Source organism: Alphaproteobacteria bacterium, assembly GCA_024244705.1.
Lineage (GTDB): Bacteria > Pseudomonadota > Alphaproteobacteria > JAAEOK01 > JAAEOK01 > JAAEOK01.
On record JAAEOK010000080.1, the window covers coordinates 74,084 to 91,305 of the forward strand.

Consider the following 17,222-nt stretch of genomic DNA (forward strand, 5'->3'; position numbering starts at 1 on the left):
TCTACCGGCGCCTCAGAGAGTAGTTCGGGGCCGTGCCGACGATGTCGAAATCATAGCGGACGGGTTCATCATAGGACCGGGCACCTCGCGAAAGTGTAATTGGACTCCCACCGTAGGTGACGGTGACGTTGCAATCGCCGGTGCGCGGCAGATAAGCACGGTAAGAACCGAACATGTCCGTTACTTGTTCATCGCGGTTGTTCAGCGCGCAATCGATGACGATCGGGATACCGGGTCCGACGGTGCGGCCGTCATTGGTGATCTGACCGTAGATCTGGCCGGCATGGGCGGCTTCGATGTGGAGCACGATAACGAGCCCGACAACGAGCGGCGCCGTGGCAAGCACGACCAAGCAATGGCGAACGTCACCGATTCCGATACTTGAAAGATTTCGATGTGTCGATCGGCGAGCCATACTAAACCCTCGTTCCGTTTCCAAAACAGAACGGGGAGCGCCGGCAACCCGGGCAACGAACAACCCTTGACGATCTACCCTATCATCGAAACCCATGGCCCGCAAAGCGAACAGCGGGCGACATATTGGCGCACGCGATTCCGCGCGGCCAAATTCTCCGAAATATCCCGTAACTTCGCGACATCGTCGATGCCGACCCGATCCTGCCGCGTTTGGACGCTCTGGCCCTCGACGTGGCGGCACCCGGATGCGACGATGCCGCCCAATCGCGCCCCACGGCACAAATGGAGGGGATCATGAGTGACGACGTGAAAATGACCGGTGGCTGCATGTGCGGGGCGGTGCGTTATGAGACGACGGGCCAATCGTTCGGCGTCATCCACTGCCATTGCCACAGCTGCCGCAAGCACAACGGGGCGGCGGTGGTGACGCTGGCGGGGTTCACGGCGGATCAGGTCGTATTCAGCGGCGACGAGCGCAAGATTTACGAATCATCGGCGGGCATCGGCCGCGCATTTTGCGGCAGGTGCGGGACGCCGCTGACCTGGGAGGGCGACAGCGACGACCGGGGCCGGATCCTCGAATTTCACATCAGCACATTCGACAATCCGGATGTTCTGGTGCCGACCGCCCACGCCTTCGAACCTGAGCGCATCCCGTGGTTCGACGTCGCCGACAATCTACCCCGCTATCGGGGCTTCACCCGCGACGGCGCGCCACTGCGCCACGGCCCGGTCAGCGAGGGCTTGCCCGCCGGCTAGCAGCACGCGTCAGCTTGGCGGATGATCAGAGGGCAATAAATGTCGATGTCCGCATGTTGCGTCGCTTGGTGCGCGTGATTTGTGGGTATCCGCCCTAGTTCTGCGAGAAATCACGCAACGTCGCGACGTCGTCGATGCGGACCCGATCCTGGCGTGTATCGACGCCCACGCTGCGCAGCTTTGACAACGATCGGGACAGGGTTTCCGGTTGCATGCCCAGCCGCCCGGCGATGAGCGACTTGTCGACCGGCAGTCGGATCTCCGCCGCACCGCTGCCATAGGGCGCCATGTGGACGAGGAACTCGGCGAGCCGCTGCACCGACGACTTGGTCGTCAGCTGCTCGAGTTGACTGACCAGGCTGCGCAGGTGGCGGGACATCGACGCCATGATGTTGAGGCAGAGCTCGGGCTCGCTGCTCAGTTTTCGCAGAAAGGGGGTTGCCATTATGGCCAGCACCCGCGAATCCTCCGCCGCCTGGGCGGTGACCGGAAACGTGCCCAACTCGAAGATCGCCGCCTCGGCGAACGAGTCGCCTCGGGTGAACACGTTGATCACGCTTTCTTCGCCGTGCGAGGTAAGGCGGAAGATCTTGACCCACCCGTCGAGGACGAAGAAAAAACGGTCCGCCGGCTCATCCTGAAAGAACAGGATCTCACCGCGTCGGTAGGGCTTCACCAATGCCTCCGTGAGCAAGGTCTGCAGCCTCTCGGCGGGAAGGCGCACAAATAGGGGCGTCCGCGCCACGCGATCGAAATCGGCCTGGGCCATGCCCGTTTTGCCGAGAAAACTGGCCGCCGTGTTATCCGACACCATAGCCCTCCGCGGACCCCTTGGCGGCGCGCCACGCGCCGACTTGCCGGCGAAGTATCGGCGGAAACAGGGGTTCCGATCAAGGACGGCAGAATAGATCGGATTGGCGGGGCGTTAGGCGGAAATAATATCGCGAAGGCGGCGATAGGTTTCGACCGCCTGGTCACCGAAGAGCGGGTCGGCGGGTTCGTGGAGGTGGGCATCGACCCGTGTCCAGTCGCCGTCTTCGAGGTGCTTTTCCGCCGCCGGGAAGAAGACATCCTCCTCGAACTTCATGTGCCGGCGATAGGATGTGACAAAGGCCCGGCCGAGCTCGGTGAGCTGCGTCCTCGGAACCTGGGAATCCTGGACTACCTGTTCGACACGGTCGGCGAAGCGGTTCGTTTCCTCGGCCAGCAATTTGTGCTCGTTCTCGAGCGTCTCGAAGGATGCTGCGACCGCCGGCGCGCGTTCCCGCAGGCGCTCGAGGATGAGGTCTTCCTTCGGATGGTGGAAGCGATCGGGGAAGCTCTGGCAATATTGAAGGACGAGGTGGAGCAGTTCGTAATCCACGGATTCGTTTCGGTCGAAGGCATCGAGCTGGGCGTCGATCAGGTTCAGCAATTGCCACAGGTTGGCGTGCTCCTCGCGCAGCATGCGCAGCGTCTCGGCCATGGTATCCTCTCTTCGCTCAGGCCGGCGCTGCGGCGACTTCGCGCCGGATTCCGGTCTGCAGAGTTATGAAGGCGCGAACCGCGCCGGCGGTATGCAGGACGCTCTCGGCCCGCTCCGGCGGTAGAACGGCGAGCGCCGTCGACACCGCATCGGCGGTGGTTGCGCGCGCGGCGACGACCGATACACTGCGGCACGCATGCGATGCCGCGCCGGTTTCGGGGTCGAGCAGGTGATGGAACCTGCCGCTCGGCTCGAACAAGGTCCCGCTGCCGGCCGACGTCGCGACCGCGCCATCCGACAGTTCGATCGTCGGCGGCGATGGATCGTTGTCCCGGCCCGTCGACAGACCGACCCGCCAAGAACGCCCGTCCGGATGACGGCCGAGGCCCCGGGTCTCGCCCAACGAGACGAGCGTGTCGCTGACCCCGCTATCGCGCAGCATGTCGGTAACCCGGTCGGTGATGTAGCCCTGGGCGATGCCGTTGAGCGTCAACGCCATCGATGGCCGCCGGAACGCTACGACGTCGGGCGTGATGTCGACGGCGGTAAAGCCCACGCGGGCGCGGGCAGCAGCGACTTCGCCCGCCGCCGGTCCCTCCGCATCGTCGGCGGAGGCAAAGTGGTCGGCGTAGAGGCGCCACACGGGCTGTATCGAGGGATCGAAGGCACCACCTGTGGCGCGGTGAAACCGCCGGCAATCGGCAAGCAGGCGGTAAAAGTCGAGAGGTGGCCGGCCCACGCGGCCATCGCGGTTGAGCCGTACCAGCGTCGAGTCCGGCGCATAGAGACTGAACAAGGATTCGAGTCGCCGGATCTCGTCGAGGCACCGCGCGATCAGTGCCCGCGCCCTCTCGGTGGAATGGTGCGCGATCACGAGCGTCGCGTCGGCGCCGATAACGACGCCACGCCAGCGGACCAGGGACGCCGCTTGCGTCGGCCAGGTTCCGAAGCCGGCAAGCGAGGCCGCGGCGGCGCAGCCGGCGATGGTGATCGCCCGCCGACGACTGATCGGCCCGGCGCATGGGTCCCGGCGGCGTGCGTGCGGCGGGGAATGCTTTATATCGATCACCGGCCGACTATCTCTGCCTGCCCGCGGTCCTTCATTGATCTTGATCAACGGACGAGGCGACCTCGGCACCGGCACGGGAGGACGCGCTTTTCGACTGGCGGGCGAGGCGACGCTCGATTCTGAGCCGTTTTTCGATCCGCACCGGGCATTTGTGATCGTCGTAGTAGACCTGCTGGCAATGCAGGCAGTAGAGGCATTCGTTGGGGTTGATACTGCCGTCGGGGTGGATCGCGCCGACCATGCATTCGCGTGCGCAGAGGTCGCACGACGAACCGCATTCCTTATAACGCCGCAACCATTCGAACATACGAATTCGCCCCGGGATCGCCAATGCCGCGCCGAGGGGACAGAGGTAGCGGCAGAAGAACCGCTCGATGAACAGCCCGGCAAACAAAAGCACGCCGGCATAGGCGACGGCGGGCCAGGCGCGGTCGAAAGCGAGCGGGAAGACGGCGGCGAAGGGCTCGACGTAGACATATTGCAACGCTAGGTCCAACGAACCGAGGGAAAGCCCGAACAGGCCGAGAAATACGACGTACTTGACCGGCCACAGGCGCTCGTGGAGACCCCAGGGCAATGCCAGCTGAGGAACACGGGCCAGTTTGGCGACCTTGTTGAGCAGCTCCTGCAGGGCGCCGAACGGACACAGCCAGCCACAGAACGCCCCCCGGCCCCAGAACAGAAGAGACGCCGCGACCGACAGCCACAGGACAAAGATCAGTGGCTCGGCGAGGAAAAGCTCCCACCGGAAATCGGTCAGTATCGCATCGATGAACGAAAGAACGTGGGCGACCGAGAGCTGGGCGCCGGCATAGAAGCCAAGCCAGGCGACGGTGAAGGCGAGGAATCCCATGCGAATGCGCGCGGTCCAATGGGGCCGCCGGGCGAGCCAGTCCTGGCAGAAAAAGATCAGTGTCAATACGCCGAGAGCAAGGACCAGGATCGTGATATCGACGATCTGGCCGCGCCACACCGGCTCCCAAATGGCAATTTCCCGTGCCAGCGCGCTTTCGACCGCGGCGGCCTCTGTCGGGGCGGCCAGCAAGGCGGCAGGCGCCGCCCACCACGGCGTGGCCCCATGGCGGCGAACCTGTGTCGCGCTACGCTTTCGGCATTGTCCTGCTTGCACCCTGCATCGTCCTCTTGGCCTGTCGCCCAACAAGGTCGGAAAGCACGCTATTCGGGGGCCAAAGGCGCTGCATTGATGTCGGTCAACCGGTTGGATGAGGCCGCGATTCGGGTGGCCCGCGCTTTTCAGAAATTCAATGTCTCGGGTTCACATTAGCGCGTCGGCAAGTCTGACGGAGGCAAAAAAATGTTGGAAATGGAACGCACGGTCTATCGCGGAATTGCCGTAGCCGCCGTGCTCATGATGGCAACAATCGTCATCGCCATCCCGAATAGGGATGACGCTGTGAAATCGATCAAGATGCATACCTCAATTCCGACGCAGCAAATGTCAAAATCGCTGTAGAAGTTCTTTCGGCGGGCCGGGGAGGGCTACTCCGGCGTAACCGCGCGGTCGGATGCTGCAGAATATCGCCAACCGATTTGGCCACCCGGGTCTCGATGCGCATGCTATGCTCATGCGATGTTTCGATCATGGATGGCATGCCTTGCTTATTGGGCATCTTGATCGCCGCGGCACCAAGCCGCGCGGAAGGCGTTTTTTTTGCCAACCCCAATTCGAACCTAATGGCAGGTCCCGGCGCCGAGACGGCGGTGGTAACTGTACTCGACGTTGCAGATCCGTTTGATCCTCGCCAGAACATCGAAGGCGGGATGAAGTACTTGCGCTGGCTGCTCGGCTATTTCGCTGGCGATACGGTGTTGGCCGTGGCCGCCTATAATGCCGGCGAACAGGCGGTCAAGAAACACGGCGGAATTCCACCCTATGACGAGACGCGAGCCTATGTCCGCAAGGTCTTCGGCCTCTACAAAGGAGAATTGACCGCGAGCTCGAGCGGTGGGGATGTCGCAGCGGCGGCGGCCGATGCGCCGCAAGCGCCCAGGCCCGAAGCCTCGAAAACGGCGGCGGCATCCTCCTGCTTCGAGATCGGATCCGACAAGATCGTCCGCCCTTGTTGAGGGCCGGATCCGCGAATGACCCTCGAAAGCGTGTCCCTGTTCGTCACGTCTGGCTGACGGCCGGTGCCGACAAGCCAAGCGCCAATTCCAAGACCGCGAAGCCCCACAGCGATGCTACCGACAGCCGCGGCCGGTCCGCCCGATCGAGGAGATAGGCCGCGCAAGTCACGGCGAAGGGCAGCAGCGCCATGTGCAGGCGCGGCGGGTGAAAACCCTGAAGGTAGTTGAACAGGACCATCGCCGCGACCGTGAACAGGCACCCCGTCAGGACCGGATCGCGCTAGCCATGTTTCCGTTCCGCACCCCTGAAATAGAACACCAGCGCGGCGAGCAGCATGGCTGCGACTACCGCTCCCGGCCAATTCAAGTGCTTTGCCGTATTTCGCGCGATCAGCGTTGCTTGGCGGAAGGCTTCGGCGACTACATCGCCCCCGTCGAGAGCACGCGGTAGCCAAGAAAACTGACCGCAACAATCGATTTCATGGGCCAGCGTTAAGCCGCCGAACAGATAGCTTCCGACCCATGCCGCGATTGGCAGATAGAACGCGAGGGCAAAGCAGAAAAAAGCGCGAGAGACCTCTCGATACCGAAGACGCCAAGACGCGATCGCCCAGAGCGCGCCCAAACCGGTCAGGATCGGCCATATCAGCGCGAAGCCGTAGGTCAGAGCGGCGAGCGACTGCAACAAGCCCCACAGCGTCATCCGAACAGCGCTCTGCCGAGCTATTGCCGTTCCGAGCAGAAAGGCGCTGAGACCGCCGACCGGGATCAGCAGATTGACGAATATGGAATGGGTCACCCAGAACCATCCGGCGACGAGGTCGCTCGCGCACCACAGCGCGATCAGTCCGGCGACCTGGCCGAAACGGCTGAACCGAAAGCTGCGGTGGCCGAGATAGATGGCGAGCCACAGCACGAGACCGTTGAAGATGAAGCCGGCGGCGTAAACGTGACCGTACCGCGCCAGCGCGGCGATCGGAACGGTGCTCGTTCGAGACTCGTCGATGGTTGTCATCAGGCGCTCGATGGGTGCCGCCAAGTGGACCGTGACCAGCGAGATCGCACCGAGGGAAAAGACGTAGACCGGGCGCGTCCGCCACGGCGACGAGTCGGCCACATAACCGCGTGGATTTTCGGCATCTTTCGCGATGCTACGACTGTCGCAATTGTGGGTCAGGTTGCCGCCCCACGTGAAATAGACAGTGCCGACGCAGTCACCGATTTCGCGTTTCGGCGAAAACAGAAACGAGCCGACGATGATGATCGCGACCAAGCCGCAGGCCGACACGTAAAGCCATCTCGGTGCCGCATGACCCATCGATTTCCCCACCGCAGCCAATTATGATTCGCTTCGCGGCCGCCGCGCGCGGCCGGCCGGGGCCCGTCGTTCGATCCAGCTATCTCGACCGCACGGCGTCGCCGAAGGCGGCGAAGAGACGGCGCGAGAAATCGTTTTCCATGGCCTTGTATTCCGGATGCCATTGCACGGCGAGGGCGAAGCCCGCGACGCCGTCGACGCGCAGCGCCTCGGGTGTACCGTCGGGGGCCCAGCCCTCGATGACGATGCCGTCGCCGAGTTGGTCGAGGCCCTGGGCGTGGACCGAGTTGACCATGATCTCGGGGCCGCCGGCGATGTCCTCGAACCGGCTGCCGGGCGCGAACCGGACGGCGTGCTTGGGCCCGTACTGGATATCGCGATCATCGCCGTCGGGCCGGCGGTGATCCAAGCACCCTTCGATGGCATGGATTTCGGGGACCAAGGAGCCGCCCCGCGCGACGTTGATCTCCTGAAATCCACGGCACAGCCCAAGCGTCGGCAAGCCGGATTCGAGCGCGCGGTCGACGAGCGCGAAAACGACCGCATCGCGGGCTTCGTCGTAGGGCTCGAAACGGGGTCCCGGTTGGCTGCCATAGCGCGCCGGGTGGACGTTCGACGGGCTGCCGGTGAGCACCACGCCGTCGAGCAGGCCGACCAATTGGCGGACATCCTGGGTGTCCGCCATCGCCGGCACGATCAGCGGCGTGGCACCCGCGATATCGGCAATGGCACGGGCATATTTGTCGCCCAGCACATGCATCGGCTGGCCGCCGATATCGCGGCAATCGGCGGTCAGACCGACCACCGGGCGCCTCATCGCCCGGCCCCGTTTGGTCCGCCGGTCACGACCCGCCGACGTCCTTTTCACGGTGATAGGTGAAGGTCTCGTTGATCTTGTCGAGAAGATGCTGCCCGCCGGTCGTCGGCGGATATTTCGCCGGGTCGTCCGGCCCGGTGCAGGTCGACTGGGCACGCACCTCGGCATCGAAATTGGGGTCGAAAAAGAACGGCATCGAGTAGCGCTCCATGCCCGAAATGTTGATGACACGGTGGGTCGTTGACGCGAAATGGTCGTTGGTCCAGCGCGCCATCATGTCGCCGACATTGATGACGAACGTACCGGGTATCGGTGGCGCATCGATCCACCGCCCGGCGGCGTTGCGAACTTGAAGCCCGCCGGCATCGTCCTGGGCGAGCATGGTCACGCAGCCGAAGTCGGTATGGGCGCCGGCCCCGATCCGCTGCTCGGTGATGCGGCCGCGCTGCGGCGGATAGTGCAAGGGGCCCAGCGTCGTCATCGGCTCGGTCACCTTCGGGTCGAAGAAACATTCGTCGATGTCGAGCGCCAGCGCAAAAGCGCGCATGATTTGACGGCCCAGGTGATCCATCGATTCATAGTAGGCCTTGATCGCGCCCTGCCAGCCGGGCAAGCTCGAAGGCCACTGGTTGGCGCCGTGCAGGGGCGTCCCAGCCGCGACCAGGGGGTGATCCTCGGGCAAATCGCGCCCGATCTTGACGCCTTCCTTGAAATCGCCTTGCTCGCGCTGCTTTGCCGGGTCCAGGTTTTCGCCGCCGAGAGCGAAAAAGCCGCGATGGCACGACGAATTCTCGATAGCGATCTCGTGTTTGCGTTCCGCCGGCAGATCGAAGAAACGCTTTGCTTCGGCGAACGTGCGCGCCACCAAGGCGTCGGGAACACCATGGTTTCTCACATAGAAGAAGCCGATGTTCCGGCACGCGTCGCCGATCCGTTTGCCGACCCCGACGCGGGCATCGAAACCGCCCAGGCGAAAGGGTTCGAAGTCGATCACCGGCACCGCTTCGAGCGGGATGCGTTCGCCGACCAATCCTTGATCGAGATCGACCTGCTCCGCCATGTCAGTCTCCACGTACGCGTTTGGTCACGACCCAAAGAGTATAGCCGAGAATTAGGACCAGCGCCGCGCTTCCGGTGGTCAGCGCACCCAGCGTCGGCACTAGGGGCGTATAGCCCGAAATCATCTTGGCATAAAGCCACTCCGGCACGGTTTGATCGGCGCCGGTGGTGAACAGCGACAAGGGGAAATTTCCCCACGACAGCAGAAACGCGAACAGTCCGCCCGAAACGATACCGGGCCACAACACCGGCAAGGTGATCTCGCGCAGGGTCTGCCAACGCGACGCGCCGAGATCGTAGGCCGCCTCTTCGAGCGCGGGGTCGAACGAATATGCCTGGATCGAGATGACCAAGGTCACGATCGGCGTGATCCAGACGAGATGCGCCAGCACCGCGGTCCGCCAGTCCGGGATGATGCCGACGGCGCTGAACCAGATCAGCAAGGCGAGGCCCAGAACCGCCTGCGGAAAGAAGATCGGCAACAGCACGATGCGCTGGTAGATATGCCGCCCCCGCATCATCCAAACAGCCGCGCCGGACGGACCCACTCGATCCCGTACTGCGTCGCGGCGGCCCTGCTCAAGCCGATCCGATACGAGGATTTCAACGAACCGTATTGCAGGGACCTGGCCCTCACGCAACTCATCCCGAAGATCGACGTCGTCGAAGACTCCGAGATCACGAAAGCCTATCCCGCGAAGTCCAAGTGCACGATCACAATCACCCTAGCGGACAGTTCGACGATTCATGGCGAACGCGACTACCCCTAGGGAGACCCCAATGACCCCCTCTCCGACAGGGAAATCGAGGCCAAGCTCCGCGAGTACTTCTTCTTTGCCGAAAACTAGGCCGAACAGGACGCGCTGATCGAGCGTTTGTGGAAACCCAAGCAGGAAACAAGTCTCGATTGGCTGATCGCGCCGCTCAAAAAGCAACGGATCTGAAGCCCGCCCTGGATAAGCGGGAGAACCGCGACGAATAAGTAGTAAGATCAACTCGGTCATCGCTAGCGGCTGGCTCTTCGACCCCAAGCACGGTTAAGATCCTCTTTGCCCGATCCAGCGGCGATGCGGTGAAGACATTGCAGTTCACCATCCCCAAAACTTCCGCTACTAAGAATAGTGGCAGTTTGGGCTCAGGAGGGAGGCGACCCGTGAAGACGGTCACTGGTGCGATTTGCGCGTTACTGGTTCTGTTGATTTCCCAAGACGCCTGGGCGGCAAAGGGCGCGATCCCGCCCGACTACCATGGCATGTGGGGCGCCGGCGGCTGCAGTAGTCCCTTGTTTTTCTTCCACATCGAGGCCTCAGGCATCCAGGGCTATGGCCCCGACAAGCGCACGCCAGCCGGTAACTGGGACGTTCGCAAGGCCAGCCAAACCGCCGATGGCATCGCCTTCGACACGCCGGAGACCAACACCGGCAAGGACTTCTACATGGAGATATCGAAAGTCCGCGAGGGCTGGCTGAGCATCAAGATGCGCACCGCCGACGGCACCGATCAGGCCGAGTTTGAAGAATGCTCCTTATTTAATCAGTGAGGGGTAGGGCAGTATAGCCTGTCGTCGAGTGCGACAGGTTGTCGGCCAACGAAGGGATTGAGCGGTGCCGTTTGGTCCTCGCCGTGCTCAGGCATGATGAACAACTCGGGCTCATCACATAGGTCATCCTCACAATCTTCGGTGTCGGATTCGAGGAAATCCTCGGCCAACGGTGAGACCTGGGCGTTGTCGACGGCCGAAGTATCCTCGACCCAGGAGATGCCGCCCTTGCCGTTCATCGGGCCGCCGTCGGGCATGATCCCGCAAATGTTGGTTGCACCGTCGAGGCGGGCCGGCGACGCGGTGTAGGTGCCGCCGGTGCGGCAAGAGTCGATTTCGCCGTTGATCAAGGCCAGGTTCATCTGCACGAGGTCGTCGGTCAGCAGTTTTGCGCCCTTGGACCAGGCGCGGGCCACCTTCTCGAAGGCCGCGATGTCGTCCGCGCCATGCTTCTCGAATGGATCGACGCCGGCGCCGACGGACATGTGGTAGATGTTCCAATTGTCGTAGGTGAGGATGCCTAAGCGGTCGCCCGGCTGACTTTGTCGGTGTTGACGACGAAGTTGAAGGGTCCGAGGCGCTGGATCATGCCGAGCAGGTCGCCGCCTTCGGAGTAGCACCGTTTGTAGTCTTTGTTGAACGGTTCCATCATCTTGTCGAAGTGCGGCTCGAAGCGTTCCTTCGGCAGCGGCGTGATGAGTTTCTCACCGAACATCTGATCGCGCGCCCAGCGCTGGTTGACGTTGATGACGTCCCACACGTTGGTCTCGCCGGCGCGCAGCTTGTTGATCATGTCCGGGTCCGAGGTGCCGCTCTCGGCCGACACTTTGGCGCCGGTCATCTGGCGGAAGGGATCGAGAACCTCGTCCAAATCGTAACTTTCCCAGCACAGGATATTGAGTTGCTTTTCGCGTGCGGCTTGGGCCCGGCGAGGAAAGAGCCGGCGGCGGCAAGGGTGCTCGCGGCGGCAGCCATCTTGAGCGTGCCTCGGCGGCTGAATTTCATGACGATCCTCCCTGTTTCCACAAGTCCGGCGGCACGGCCGCCTCGAATTCTGCGGATATTCGTAATCCGTCCCGCCATTTGACGCTGCCGCGCCAAGGTTGGTAAATCCAACATGATTTGTTGTACTTGCCACACACATCTGACATAACCGTAGACCGAATATGGCGCCGCCCGGGCCGTGGCCGGGGCGCTGACGCGGGCTTCAGGGCCGGTTTATGATCGATTTCATTTTCATGTTCACGCGAGACGATCAAACGGTTGAGGACTGTCTCGACGTCTTCGACCTGATCGCCCCCCTCGGCATTCGGCATATGGGCTTCAAGGACGTCGGCACCGATATCGAGACCTTGAAGGAGCTCAACCGGCGCATCCTGTCGGCAGGGGCAATGAGCTATCTCGAAGTCGTCAGCACGACGCTCGAGGCCTGCCGCGACTCCGCCCGTACGGCGCGTGAGATCGGTGTCGACCGGGTGATGGGCGGCACCGCGGCCGAGGAAATCCTGCCGATTCTCGATGGCACGAAGATCGAATATCTGCCGTTCCCGGGCAAACCGAACGGGCACCCGACAAATCTCGGCGGGTCGTCCGAGGATGTTGAATCGGATTGCGTGCGCTTCGGCGCCCTCGGCTGTGCCGGAGTTGATCTGCTCGCCTACCGCGCCACCGATGCCGACCCGATCGAATTGATAAAGGCGGCCCGGCGCGGAACCGACGGCTATCTCGTCGTTGCCGGCAGCGTCGACAGCCCGGCAAGGATAAGAGCCTTGGCCGATGCTGGTGCCGACGCCTTCACCATCGGCTCGGCCGCCTTCAATGGCGCGTTCAGTTGTCGCAAGGGTGCCCTGACGTCGCAACTCAGGGACATCCTCGCCGCCGCCGCATGAGCAATTCGAGCCCCCCGGTCGCCGCCGTGCGCCCCAGTAAATCGGAGCGCCACGACCGCATCATCGGCGCCCTCAAATTGTCGCCGACCGTGCGCATCTCCGAGCTTGCCGAGGCGTTCGGCGTTTCGACCGAAACCGTGAGGCGGGATATCGATGACTTGTCGAGCCGCGGCTTGGTCGCGCGCACCTATGGCGGGGCGACGGCGCCCATGGGCCGCGAGCCCGGCGTCCGCGAACGCGCCGCGGCCATGGTCAAGGAGCGCGAACGTATCGCCGGCGCGGCGTGCCGGATGATCAACCCGGGCGACGTGGTCATGGTCGATTCCGGCGCCACCACCCTGCATCTCGCGCGCTGCATGGCCGGTGCCCGCGTCGACGCCACCGTCATCACCAACGGCATACGGGTCGCTCAAACGCTTGGCGCGGCGGAGACGATCCGGGTCATCCTGTGCCCCGGCGCCTACAGCGCGCGGGAGGATGGAGTTTACGGTCAGGACACGTGCGAATTCCTGACCCGGTTCCATGCCAACGTCGCCTTCACCAGCTCGGGTGGCCTGACCGATGGCGGCATCACCGATGTCGATTCTCAGGCGGCGTTCGTCAAACGGGCGATGTTCGCCCGCGCCGAGCGGCGCGTCTTCATGGTCGACCACGCCAAGTTCGGCGTCCGTCTGCTGGAGGTCGTGATGCCGCTCTCGATATTGACCAATATCGTCACCGACACCGCACCGCCGGCCCCACTCGCCCAGGCCATCGCCAAGGCCGACATCGAGCTGATGGTCGCGTGAAATCGAAACCGCTCGTCAATAGATCTCGAGATACTCGTTGCGTTCCCAATCGGTGACGTGAGAGCGGAAGCGGGCTAGCTCGGCGCGCTTGACCGTGACGAAGACGTTCATGAACTCCTCGCCCAGCAAGCCCCGCATCCCGGCGTCGGCCGCGAGCGCGTCGAGGGCGTCCTCGAGCGAGCCGGCAAGCTTCTCGTGCGCCGGGTCGTCCTCCGACGGACCTTGGGATTGGGGCGGCAGGTCGCCGCCGGCCTCGACGCCGAGCAACCCGGCCGCCAGCATCGCCGCCGCCGACAGGTATGGGTTCGACAAGGCCGAGCCCGAACGCAGCTCGATGTGACAATTGGCGGTGCCGGCATCCTTGATCCGCACCATCGCCGAACGGTCCTCGATCCCCCACGAGATGTTGGACGGCGCAAAGGTGTGCGGCTTGAGCCGATGGTAGCAATTGGGCGTCGGCCCCAATAAGGGCTGCATCGCCTTGGCGTGATCGAGTAGGCCCTTGGTGAACGAACGGAGGAGGGGGTTGAGGGCGTCGTCGCCCGATCCCTCGGCGGCGAACGCGCCGCGGCCGGTCGCCTTGTCGATCAGGCTGAGGTGGACGTGACAGCCGCATCCCGCCATGTCGGTCGCCGGCTTCGACATGAACGTCGCCAGGTAGCCGGCGCGGTGGGTCAGTTCCTTGACCGCGTTCTTGAACGTGAACGCCTTGTCGGCCGCCTCGAGGCCGATCGCCGGGCCGAAATTAGTCTCGAACTGCGACGGCGAGTATTCGCAATTGTGGGTGATGATGTCGATGCCCGCCGCCTGCAGGGTGTCGAGCAGGGTATCGAGGAAGGGGATGTACTGGTTGCGGGTAGCGTTGAAGATATGGACGCCGCCGAATAGCGGTTCCCGGGTTTCGGCATCGAGAATGTAGAACTCGAACTCGTGGCCGACCATGACCTCGTAACCGAGCTCGCCGGCGCGGTCGAGGAGGCCGGCAAGGACGGTTCGCGGGGTCGCCTTGATCGGTTCGCCGGGCGCCCAGCGTGCGTCGCAGACGACCTTGACCGTATCCTCGAGCCACGGCACCGGGCGCAGGGTCGACGGGTCGGGGATCAATTGCTGGTCGCGGTAGGATCCCTCCTCGTTCATGCCGGTGCCACCGATGACGTTGGATGCCGTGTCGAGCGCGATCGTGCCGCCATAGAAATTGAGCCCGTCGCGGGCATAGCCTTCGACCTTGGCGATTGGGACCACCTTGGTGCGGGAGGTGCCGTGCAGGTCCGGCAATTCGAAGCGGACGTAGCGCGCGCCCAGCGCATCCAGTTCGGTCATCATCTGGGTGATCGTGTCGCCGGTCATTGTCTCGCTCCTCCGCCGCCGGGTGATCTCGTTGGCAAGTGCCAAATCCTATGTTGCACTTACAAAGTCGCGCAAGATATCTTCTCGCACCGGCACGAGGTATTGCCCCATGAGCCAGCGACTTCAAGGAAAACGGGCGGTCATCACCGGCGCCGGCGGCGGTATCGGCCGCGAAGCGGCGCGGATCTTCGCGCGCGAAGGGGCGGCGATCGCGGTCGCCGATATCGACCGCGCGGGCGCCGAGGAAACCGTCGCCACCATCACCGGGGCGGGCGGCCGTGCTCATGCCATCGAAGTCGACATGGCGGACCCGGGGTCGGTCGAAGCCATGGTCGCCGCCGCCGAGGCGGAACTCGGCGGCATCGATACGCTGTTCAACAATGCCGGCATCATGCTGAGCGCGGACCGCGGCCCGGAAGATACCGACCTTGCGGTCTGGGACCAGACGATCGCGGTCAATTTGCGCGGCGTGTTTCTCGGCTGCAAGTTCGGCATTCCGGCGTTGTTGCGGGCCGGCGGCGGGTCGATCGTGAACATGGGCTCGATCGTGGCTTTCATCGGTTCGGCTACGCCGCAGATCGCCTACGCCGCGGCCAAGGGCGGCGTGGTCGCGATCACCCGCGAAATCGCCGCCCAATACGCCCGCCGCGGCATTCGCGCCAACGCGCTCTGTCCCGGTCCAATCGAGACGCCGCTGTCGGACTATCTGCGCGAAACCCCCGAGGAATGGCAGCGCCGCCGCGTGCATCTGCCGCAGGACCGCTTTGGCGAGGCCCACGAGGTGGCGGAGGTCGCGGCCTTCCTCGCCTCCGATGCCGCCTCCTATGTGACCGGCGCGGCGTGGGTGGTCGATGGCGGACTGACCGCGACGTACGTCACACCCGAATGAACCGATGACCGCCGCCCGCATCCTCGGCATCGATCTCGGCGCCGGCAGTCTCAAGGCGACGGTGATCGACGAGAGCGGGGCGACGATGGGCGAGGCGAGCGCGGCGATCGATACCGCATCGCCCAAGCCGGGCTGGGCCGAACAGGACCCGGACCAATGGTGGCAGGCCCTGCAGGCCGCCGTCCGCACGGTGATCGACGAGGCTGGCATCGACCCCGCCGCGATCGCCGGCGTCGGCATTTCCGCGGGCGCCCATATTGCGGTCCTGACCGCCAGCGACGGGCGCGTCCTGCGGCCGGCCATCATGTGGTCGGACCAGCGCAGCGCCGCCGAGGCCGAGGAGCTCCATGCCGCCGCCGGTGAGCGGATCATCCGCACCACACTCAACAAGGCCAACCCGACCTGGGCGCTGAGCCACCTGCTGTGGATCAAACGCCATCAGCCGGAGGCCTTCGACCGCTGCGAGCGGCTCTATCTGGCCAAGGATCATCTCCGCGCCCGCCTCACCGGCGACTGGACGACCGATTTCTCCGACGTTCTCGGTGCCTTGATGGCGGACGCCGCGACCCGCGATTGGTCGGCCGAACTCTGCGCGCTGGTCGGCTGGCCGGTGGACCGACTGCCGCCGGTGCGCGAACCGGTCGACGTGGCCGGCCAGGTCACCGCGGAGGCGGCCCGGCTGACCGGCCTCAAGGCCGGCACGCCGGTGGTCGTCGGTTCGAACGACACCACGGTCGAGCTTTATGGCGCGGGCGCGACGGCGCCGGGCAGCGGGGCCATCAAGCTGGCCACCGCCGGTGTCGTCTTCCTCACCACCGACCGGCCGGAGGTTCACCCCCCGGTTTCCTGCTATCCCCATATCATCGACGGTATGTGGTACATGGCGTCGGGCATCAATGCCTGCGCGACCGCCCACCGCTGGGTGCGCGACGTGTTCTTCGGCGACCTGCCCACCGACGGCGCCTTCGCCGAGATGGATCGCCTCGCCGCAGCGATCGAACCGGGTAGCGACGGTCTCCTCTTTCATCCCTATCTGGTCGGCGAACGGGCGCCCCATTGGGACCCCAAGCTGCGGGCGAGCTTGGTCGGCCTCGGCCTCGGCCATGGCCGCGGGCACGTCGCCCGGGCCTGCTACGAAGGCATCTCGTTCGCGCTCTACGACGTGTTGCGCGCGGCGCAGGAGCTTTCGGGCGCCGAATTCGGCGACATGCGGCTCCTCGGCGGCGGCGCGCGCAGCAATACCTGGCGGCAGATCCTCGCCGATATCACCGGTCTCGCTGTCAACCGGCCGCGGAACGGCGACGCGTCATTCGGTGCCGCCCTGGTTGCCGGGGTCGGGGTCGGCGTTTTCGCGTCGAAAGAAGACGCGATCGCGCGCTGCGTGCGGATCGTCGACAGCAATCGGCCCGACCAAGCGGTCCACGCCTTCTATCGCGAACGGTTCGAGATCTTCGATCAGGTGCGCCGCCAATTGACGCCCATCAACCACCGGCTCCACGATTCCAACGCGTGACGATTTCGTTTGGGTCGGGGTCAACCGTTTCGATTCATTCCTTCACCAGTCACGGAAACGGGAACTAGGCCGTGTACTCATAAGCGCGATCGGGTCGAGCTACCGCAGAGAACGTCCGCCTCAGAGCTATGCCCGAAAGTTGGTGACGGGCTGGTCAGGCGGCGTTTTGGATTTGCTTGATGCCGTTCTCGAATCTCACTCCCTGGATGACCTCGGCGAGGTGGTTTGATCCATCGAGCCTGCGCCATTTCTTCCTGGCGCTCA

The 17,222-nt window shown here is 64.0% G+C and carries 22 protein-coding genes; 9 read left to right on the forward strand and 13 right to left on the reverse strand.

The window, feature by feature from the left end:
* Position 1 precedes the first annotated feature (1 nt).
* A complete protein-coding gene (locus GY791_14815; GenBank protein MCP4329696.1) occupies positions 2–415 on the reverse strand; it encodes a hypothetical protein in 414 nt (137 codons plus the stop codon).
* A gap of 296 nt (positions 416–711) precedes the next feature.
* Between GY791_14815 and GY791_14820 the strand changes: the two genes are divergently transcribed.
* The gene (locus GY791_14820) at positions 712–1,176 is read left to right on the forward strand and encodes a GFA family protein (GenBank protein ID MCP4329697.1); all 465 of its coding nucleotides are present in this window, start codon (positions 712–714) and stop codon (positions 1,174–1,176) included.
* A 94-nt stretch (positions 1,177–1,270) separates the two neighbouring features.
* Here the strand turns inward: GY791_14820 and GY791_14825 are convergent, their stop codons facing one another.
* From GY791_14825 to GY791_14840, 4 genes are all read right to left on the reverse strand, one after another.
* Positions 1,271–1,987 (reverse strand): Crp/Fnr family transcriptional regulator, encoded by a 717-nt coding sequence (locus GY791_14825; GenBank protein ID MCP4329698.1) that lies wholly within the window; start codon positions 1,985–1,987, stop codon positions 1,271–1,273.
* A 114-nt stretch (positions 1,988–2,101) separates the two neighbouring features.
* Positions 2,102–2,641: a hemerythrin domain-containing protein gene (locus tag GY791_14830; protein MCP4329699.1), complete on the reverse strand. Its 540-nt coding sequence runs from the start codon at positions 2,639–2,641 to the stop codon at positions 2,102–2,104.
* 16 nt (positions 2,642–2,657) lie between these two features.
* Positions 2,658–3,710, reverse strand: a complete 1,053-nt coding sequence (locus GY791_14835) for an FAD:protein FMN transferase (protein MCP4329700.1) — start codon at positions 3,708–3,710, stop codon at positions 2,658–2,660.
* Between the two features lie 31 nt (positions 3,711–3,741).
* Complete coding sequence (locus tag GY791_14840; protein MCP4329701.1) at positions 3,742–4,977, reverse strand: 4Fe-4S binding protein; 1,236 nt, start codon at positions 4,975–4,977, stop codon at positions 3,742–3,744.
* Between the two features lie 48 nt (positions 4,978–5,025).
* On the opposite strand from GY791_14840, the gene GY791_14845 reads away from it, so the two are divergent.
* Together GY791_14845 and GY791_14850 are read left to right on the forward strand one after the other, a co-directional pair.
* Positions 5,026–5,184: a hypothetical protein gene (locus GY791_14845; GenBank protein MCP4329702.1), complete on the forward strand. Its 159-nt coding sequence runs from the start codon at positions 5,026–5,028 to the stop codon at positions 5,182–5,184.
* Between the two features lie 95 nt (positions 5,185–5,279).
* Positions 5,280–5,798, forward strand: coding sequence for a lytic transglycosylase domain-containing protein (locus GY791_14850; GenBank protein ID MCP4329703.1), 519 nt, complete (start codon positions 5,280–5,282; stop codon positions 5,796–5,798).
* 43 nt (positions 5,799–5,841) lie between these two features.
* On the opposite strand, the gene GY791_14855 is transcribed toward GY791_14850, so the two are convergent.
* Genes GY791_14855 through GY791_14875 form a run of 5 tightly spaced genes read right to left on the reverse strand, consistent with a single transcriptional unit; the run spans position 5,842 to position 9,513 of the window.
* A complete protein-coding gene (locus tag GY791_14855) occupies positions 5,842–6,036 on the reverse strand; it encodes a hypothetical protein (protein MCP4329704.1) in 195 nt (64 codons plus the stop codon).
* A gap of 42 nt (positions 6,037–6,078) precedes the next feature.
* Entirely contained in the window at positions 6,079–7,137 is a 1,059-nt protein-coding gene (locus GY791_14860) for a hypothetical protein (protein MCP4329705.1), read from the reverse strand.
* Positions 7,138–7,195: 58 nt separating this feature from the next.
* Positions 7,196–7,933 (reverse strand): gamma-glutamyl-gamma-aminobutyrate hydrolase family protein, encoded by a 738-nt coding sequence (locus GY791_14865; GenBank protein MCP4329706.1) that lies wholly within the window; start codon positions 7,931–7,933, stop codon positions 7,196–7,198.
* Between the two features lie 25 nt (positions 7,934–7,958).
* Positions 7,959–8,993, reverse strand: a complete 1,035-nt coding sequence (locus tag GY791_14870) for an isopenicillin N synthase family oxygenase (protein MCP4329707.1) — start codon at positions 8,991–8,993, stop codon at positions 7,959–7,961.
* 1 nt (position 8,994) lies between these two features.
* Complete coding sequence (locus GY791_14875; protein ID MCP4329708.1) at positions 8,995–9,513, reverse strand: ABC transporter permease subunit; 519 nt, start codon at positions 9,511–9,513, stop codon at positions 8,995–8,997.
* On the opposite strand from GY791_14875, the gene GY791_14880 reads away from it, so the two are divergent.
* Positions 9,496–9,762, forward strand: coding sequence for an MmgE/PrpD family protein (locus GY791_14880; protein MCP4329709.1), 267 nt, complete (start codon positions 9,496–9,498; stop codon positions 9,760–9,762). The two genes, GY791_14875 and GY791_14880, sit on opposite strands and share 18 nt — an antisense overlap.
* 383 nt (positions 9,763–10,145) lie before the next feature.
* A complete protein-coding gene (locus GY791_14885) occupies positions 10,146–10,532 on the forward strand; it encodes a hypothetical protein (GenBank protein MCP4329710.1) in 387 nt (128 codons plus the stop codon).
* On the opposite strand, the gene GY791_14890 is transcribed toward GY791_14885, so the two are convergent.
* Together GY791_14890 and GY791_14895 are read right to left on the reverse strand one after the other, a co-directional pair.
* Positions 10,526–11,017: a hypothetical protein gene (locus tag GY791_14890; protein MCP4329711.1), complete on the reverse strand. Its 492-nt coding sequence runs from the start codon at positions 11,015–11,017 to the stop codon at positions 10,526–10,528. The two genes, GY791_14885 and GY791_14890, sit on opposite strands and share 7 nt — an antisense overlap.
* A gap of 35 nt (positions 11,018–11,052) precedes the next feature.
* Complete coding sequence (locus tag GY791_14895) at positions 11,053–11,403, reverse strand: hypothetical protein (protein MCP4329712.1); 351 nt, start codon at positions 11,401–11,403, stop codon at positions 11,053–11,055.
* 352 nt (positions 11,404–11,755) lie between these two features.
* On the opposite strand from GY791_14895, the gene GY791_14900 reads away from it, so the two are divergent.
* Positions 11,756–12,421: a hypothetical protein gene (locus GY791_14900; GenBank protein MCP4329713.1), complete on the forward strand. Its 666-nt coding sequence runs from the start codon at positions 11,756–11,758 to the stop codon at positions 12,419–12,421.
* On the forward strand, positions 12,418–13,209 hold the full coding sequence (locus tag GY791_14905) for a DeoR/GlpR transcriptional regulator (protein MCP4329714.1): 792 nt from the start codon (positions 12,418–12,420) through the stop codon (positions 13,207–13,209). Before GY791_14900 ends, GY791_14905 begins: the two co-directional genes overlap by 4 nt.
* Positions 13,210–13,224: 15 nt before the next feature.
* Here GY791_14905 and GY791_14910 read toward each other — a convergent pair whose 3' ends face one another.
* Entirely contained in the window at positions 13,225–14,556 is a 1,332-nt protein-coding gene (locus tag GY791_14910) for a glutamine synthetase (protein MCP4329715.1), read from the reverse strand.
* Positions 14,557–14,665: 109 nt separating this feature from the next.
* Between GY791_14910 and GY791_14915 the strand changes: the two genes are divergently transcribed.
* Positions 14,666–15,445, forward strand: coding sequence for an SDR family oxidoreductase (locus tag GY791_14915; GenBank protein MCP4329716.1), 780 nt, complete (start codon positions 14,666–14,668; stop codon positions 15,443–15,445).
* Between the two features lie 4 nt (positions 15,446–15,449).
* Positions 15,450–16,958, forward strand: coding sequence for a xylulokinase (xylB, locus tag GY791_14920; GenBank protein MCP4329717.1), 1,509 nt, complete (start codon positions 15,450–15,452; stop codon positions 16,956–16,958).
* Positions 16,959–17,222: the final 264 nt, after the last annotated feature.

What these genes read in the sequence shown, in the direction of transcription:
- GY791_14815 (MCP4329696.1), bottom strand. Translation starts at nt 415, where the DNA reads ATGGCTCGCCGATCGACACATCGAAATCTTTCAAGTATCGGAATCGGT.
- GY791_14820 (MCP4329697.1), top strand. Translation starts at nt 712, where the DNA reads ATGAGTGACGACGTGAAAATGACCGGTGGCTGCATGTGCGGGGCGGTG.
- GY791_14910 (MCP4329715.1), bottom strand. Translation starts at nt 14,556, where the DNA reads ATGACCGGCGACACGATCACCCAGATGATGACCGAACTGGATGCGCTG.
- GY791_14850 (MCP4329703.1), top strand. Translation starts at nt 5,280, where the DNA reads ATGCGCATGCTATGCTCATGCGATGTTTCGATCATGGATGGCATGCCT.
- GY791_14875 (MCP4329708.1), bottom strand. Translation starts at nt 9,513, where the DNA reads ATGATGCGGGGGCGGCATATCTACCAGCGCATCGTGCTGTTGCCGATC.
- xylB (MCP4329717.1), top strand. Translation starts at nt 15,450, where the DNA reads ATGACCGCCGCCCGCATCCTCGGCATCGATCTCGGCGCCGGCAGTCTC.
- GY791_14870 (MCP4329707.1), bottom strand. Translation starts at nt 8,993, where the DNA reads ATGGCGGAGCAGGTCGATCTCGATCAAGGATTGGTCGGCGAACGCATC.
- GY791_14845 (MCP4329702.1), top strand. Translation starts at nt 5,026, where the DNA reads ATGTTGGAAATGGAACGCACGGTCTATCGCGGAATTGCCGTAGCCGCC.
- GY791_14890 (MCP4329711.1), bottom strand. Translation starts at nt 11,017, where the DNA reads ATGTCCGTCGGCGCCGGCGTCGATCCATTCGAGAAGCATGGCGCGGAC.
- GY791_14905 (MCP4329714.1), top strand. Translation starts at nt 12,418, where the DNA reads ATGAGCAATTCGAGCCCCCCGGTCGCCGCCGTGCGCCCCAGTAAATCG.
- GY791_14915 (MCP4329716.1), top strand. Translation starts at nt 14,666, where the DNA reads ATGAGCCAGCGACTTCAAGGAAAACGGGCGGTCATCACCGGCGCCGGC.
- GY791_14830 (MCP4329699.1), bottom strand. Translation starts at nt 2,641, where the DNA reads ATGGCCGAGACGCTGCGCATGCTGCGCGAGGAGCACGCCAACCTGTGG.
- GY791_14855 (MCP4329704.1), bottom strand. Translation starts at nt 6,036, where the DNA reads ATGGTCCTGTTCAACTACCTTCAGGGTTTTCACCCGCCGCGCCTGCAC.
- GY791_14880 (MCP4329709.1), top strand. Translation starts at nt 9,496, where the DNA reads ATGCCGCCCCCGCATCATCCAAACAGCCGCGCCGGACGGACCCACTCG.
- GY791_14865 (MCP4329706.1), bottom strand. Translation starts at nt 7,933, where the DNA reads ATGAGGCGCCCGGTGGTCGGTCTGACCGCCGATTGCCGCGATATCGGC.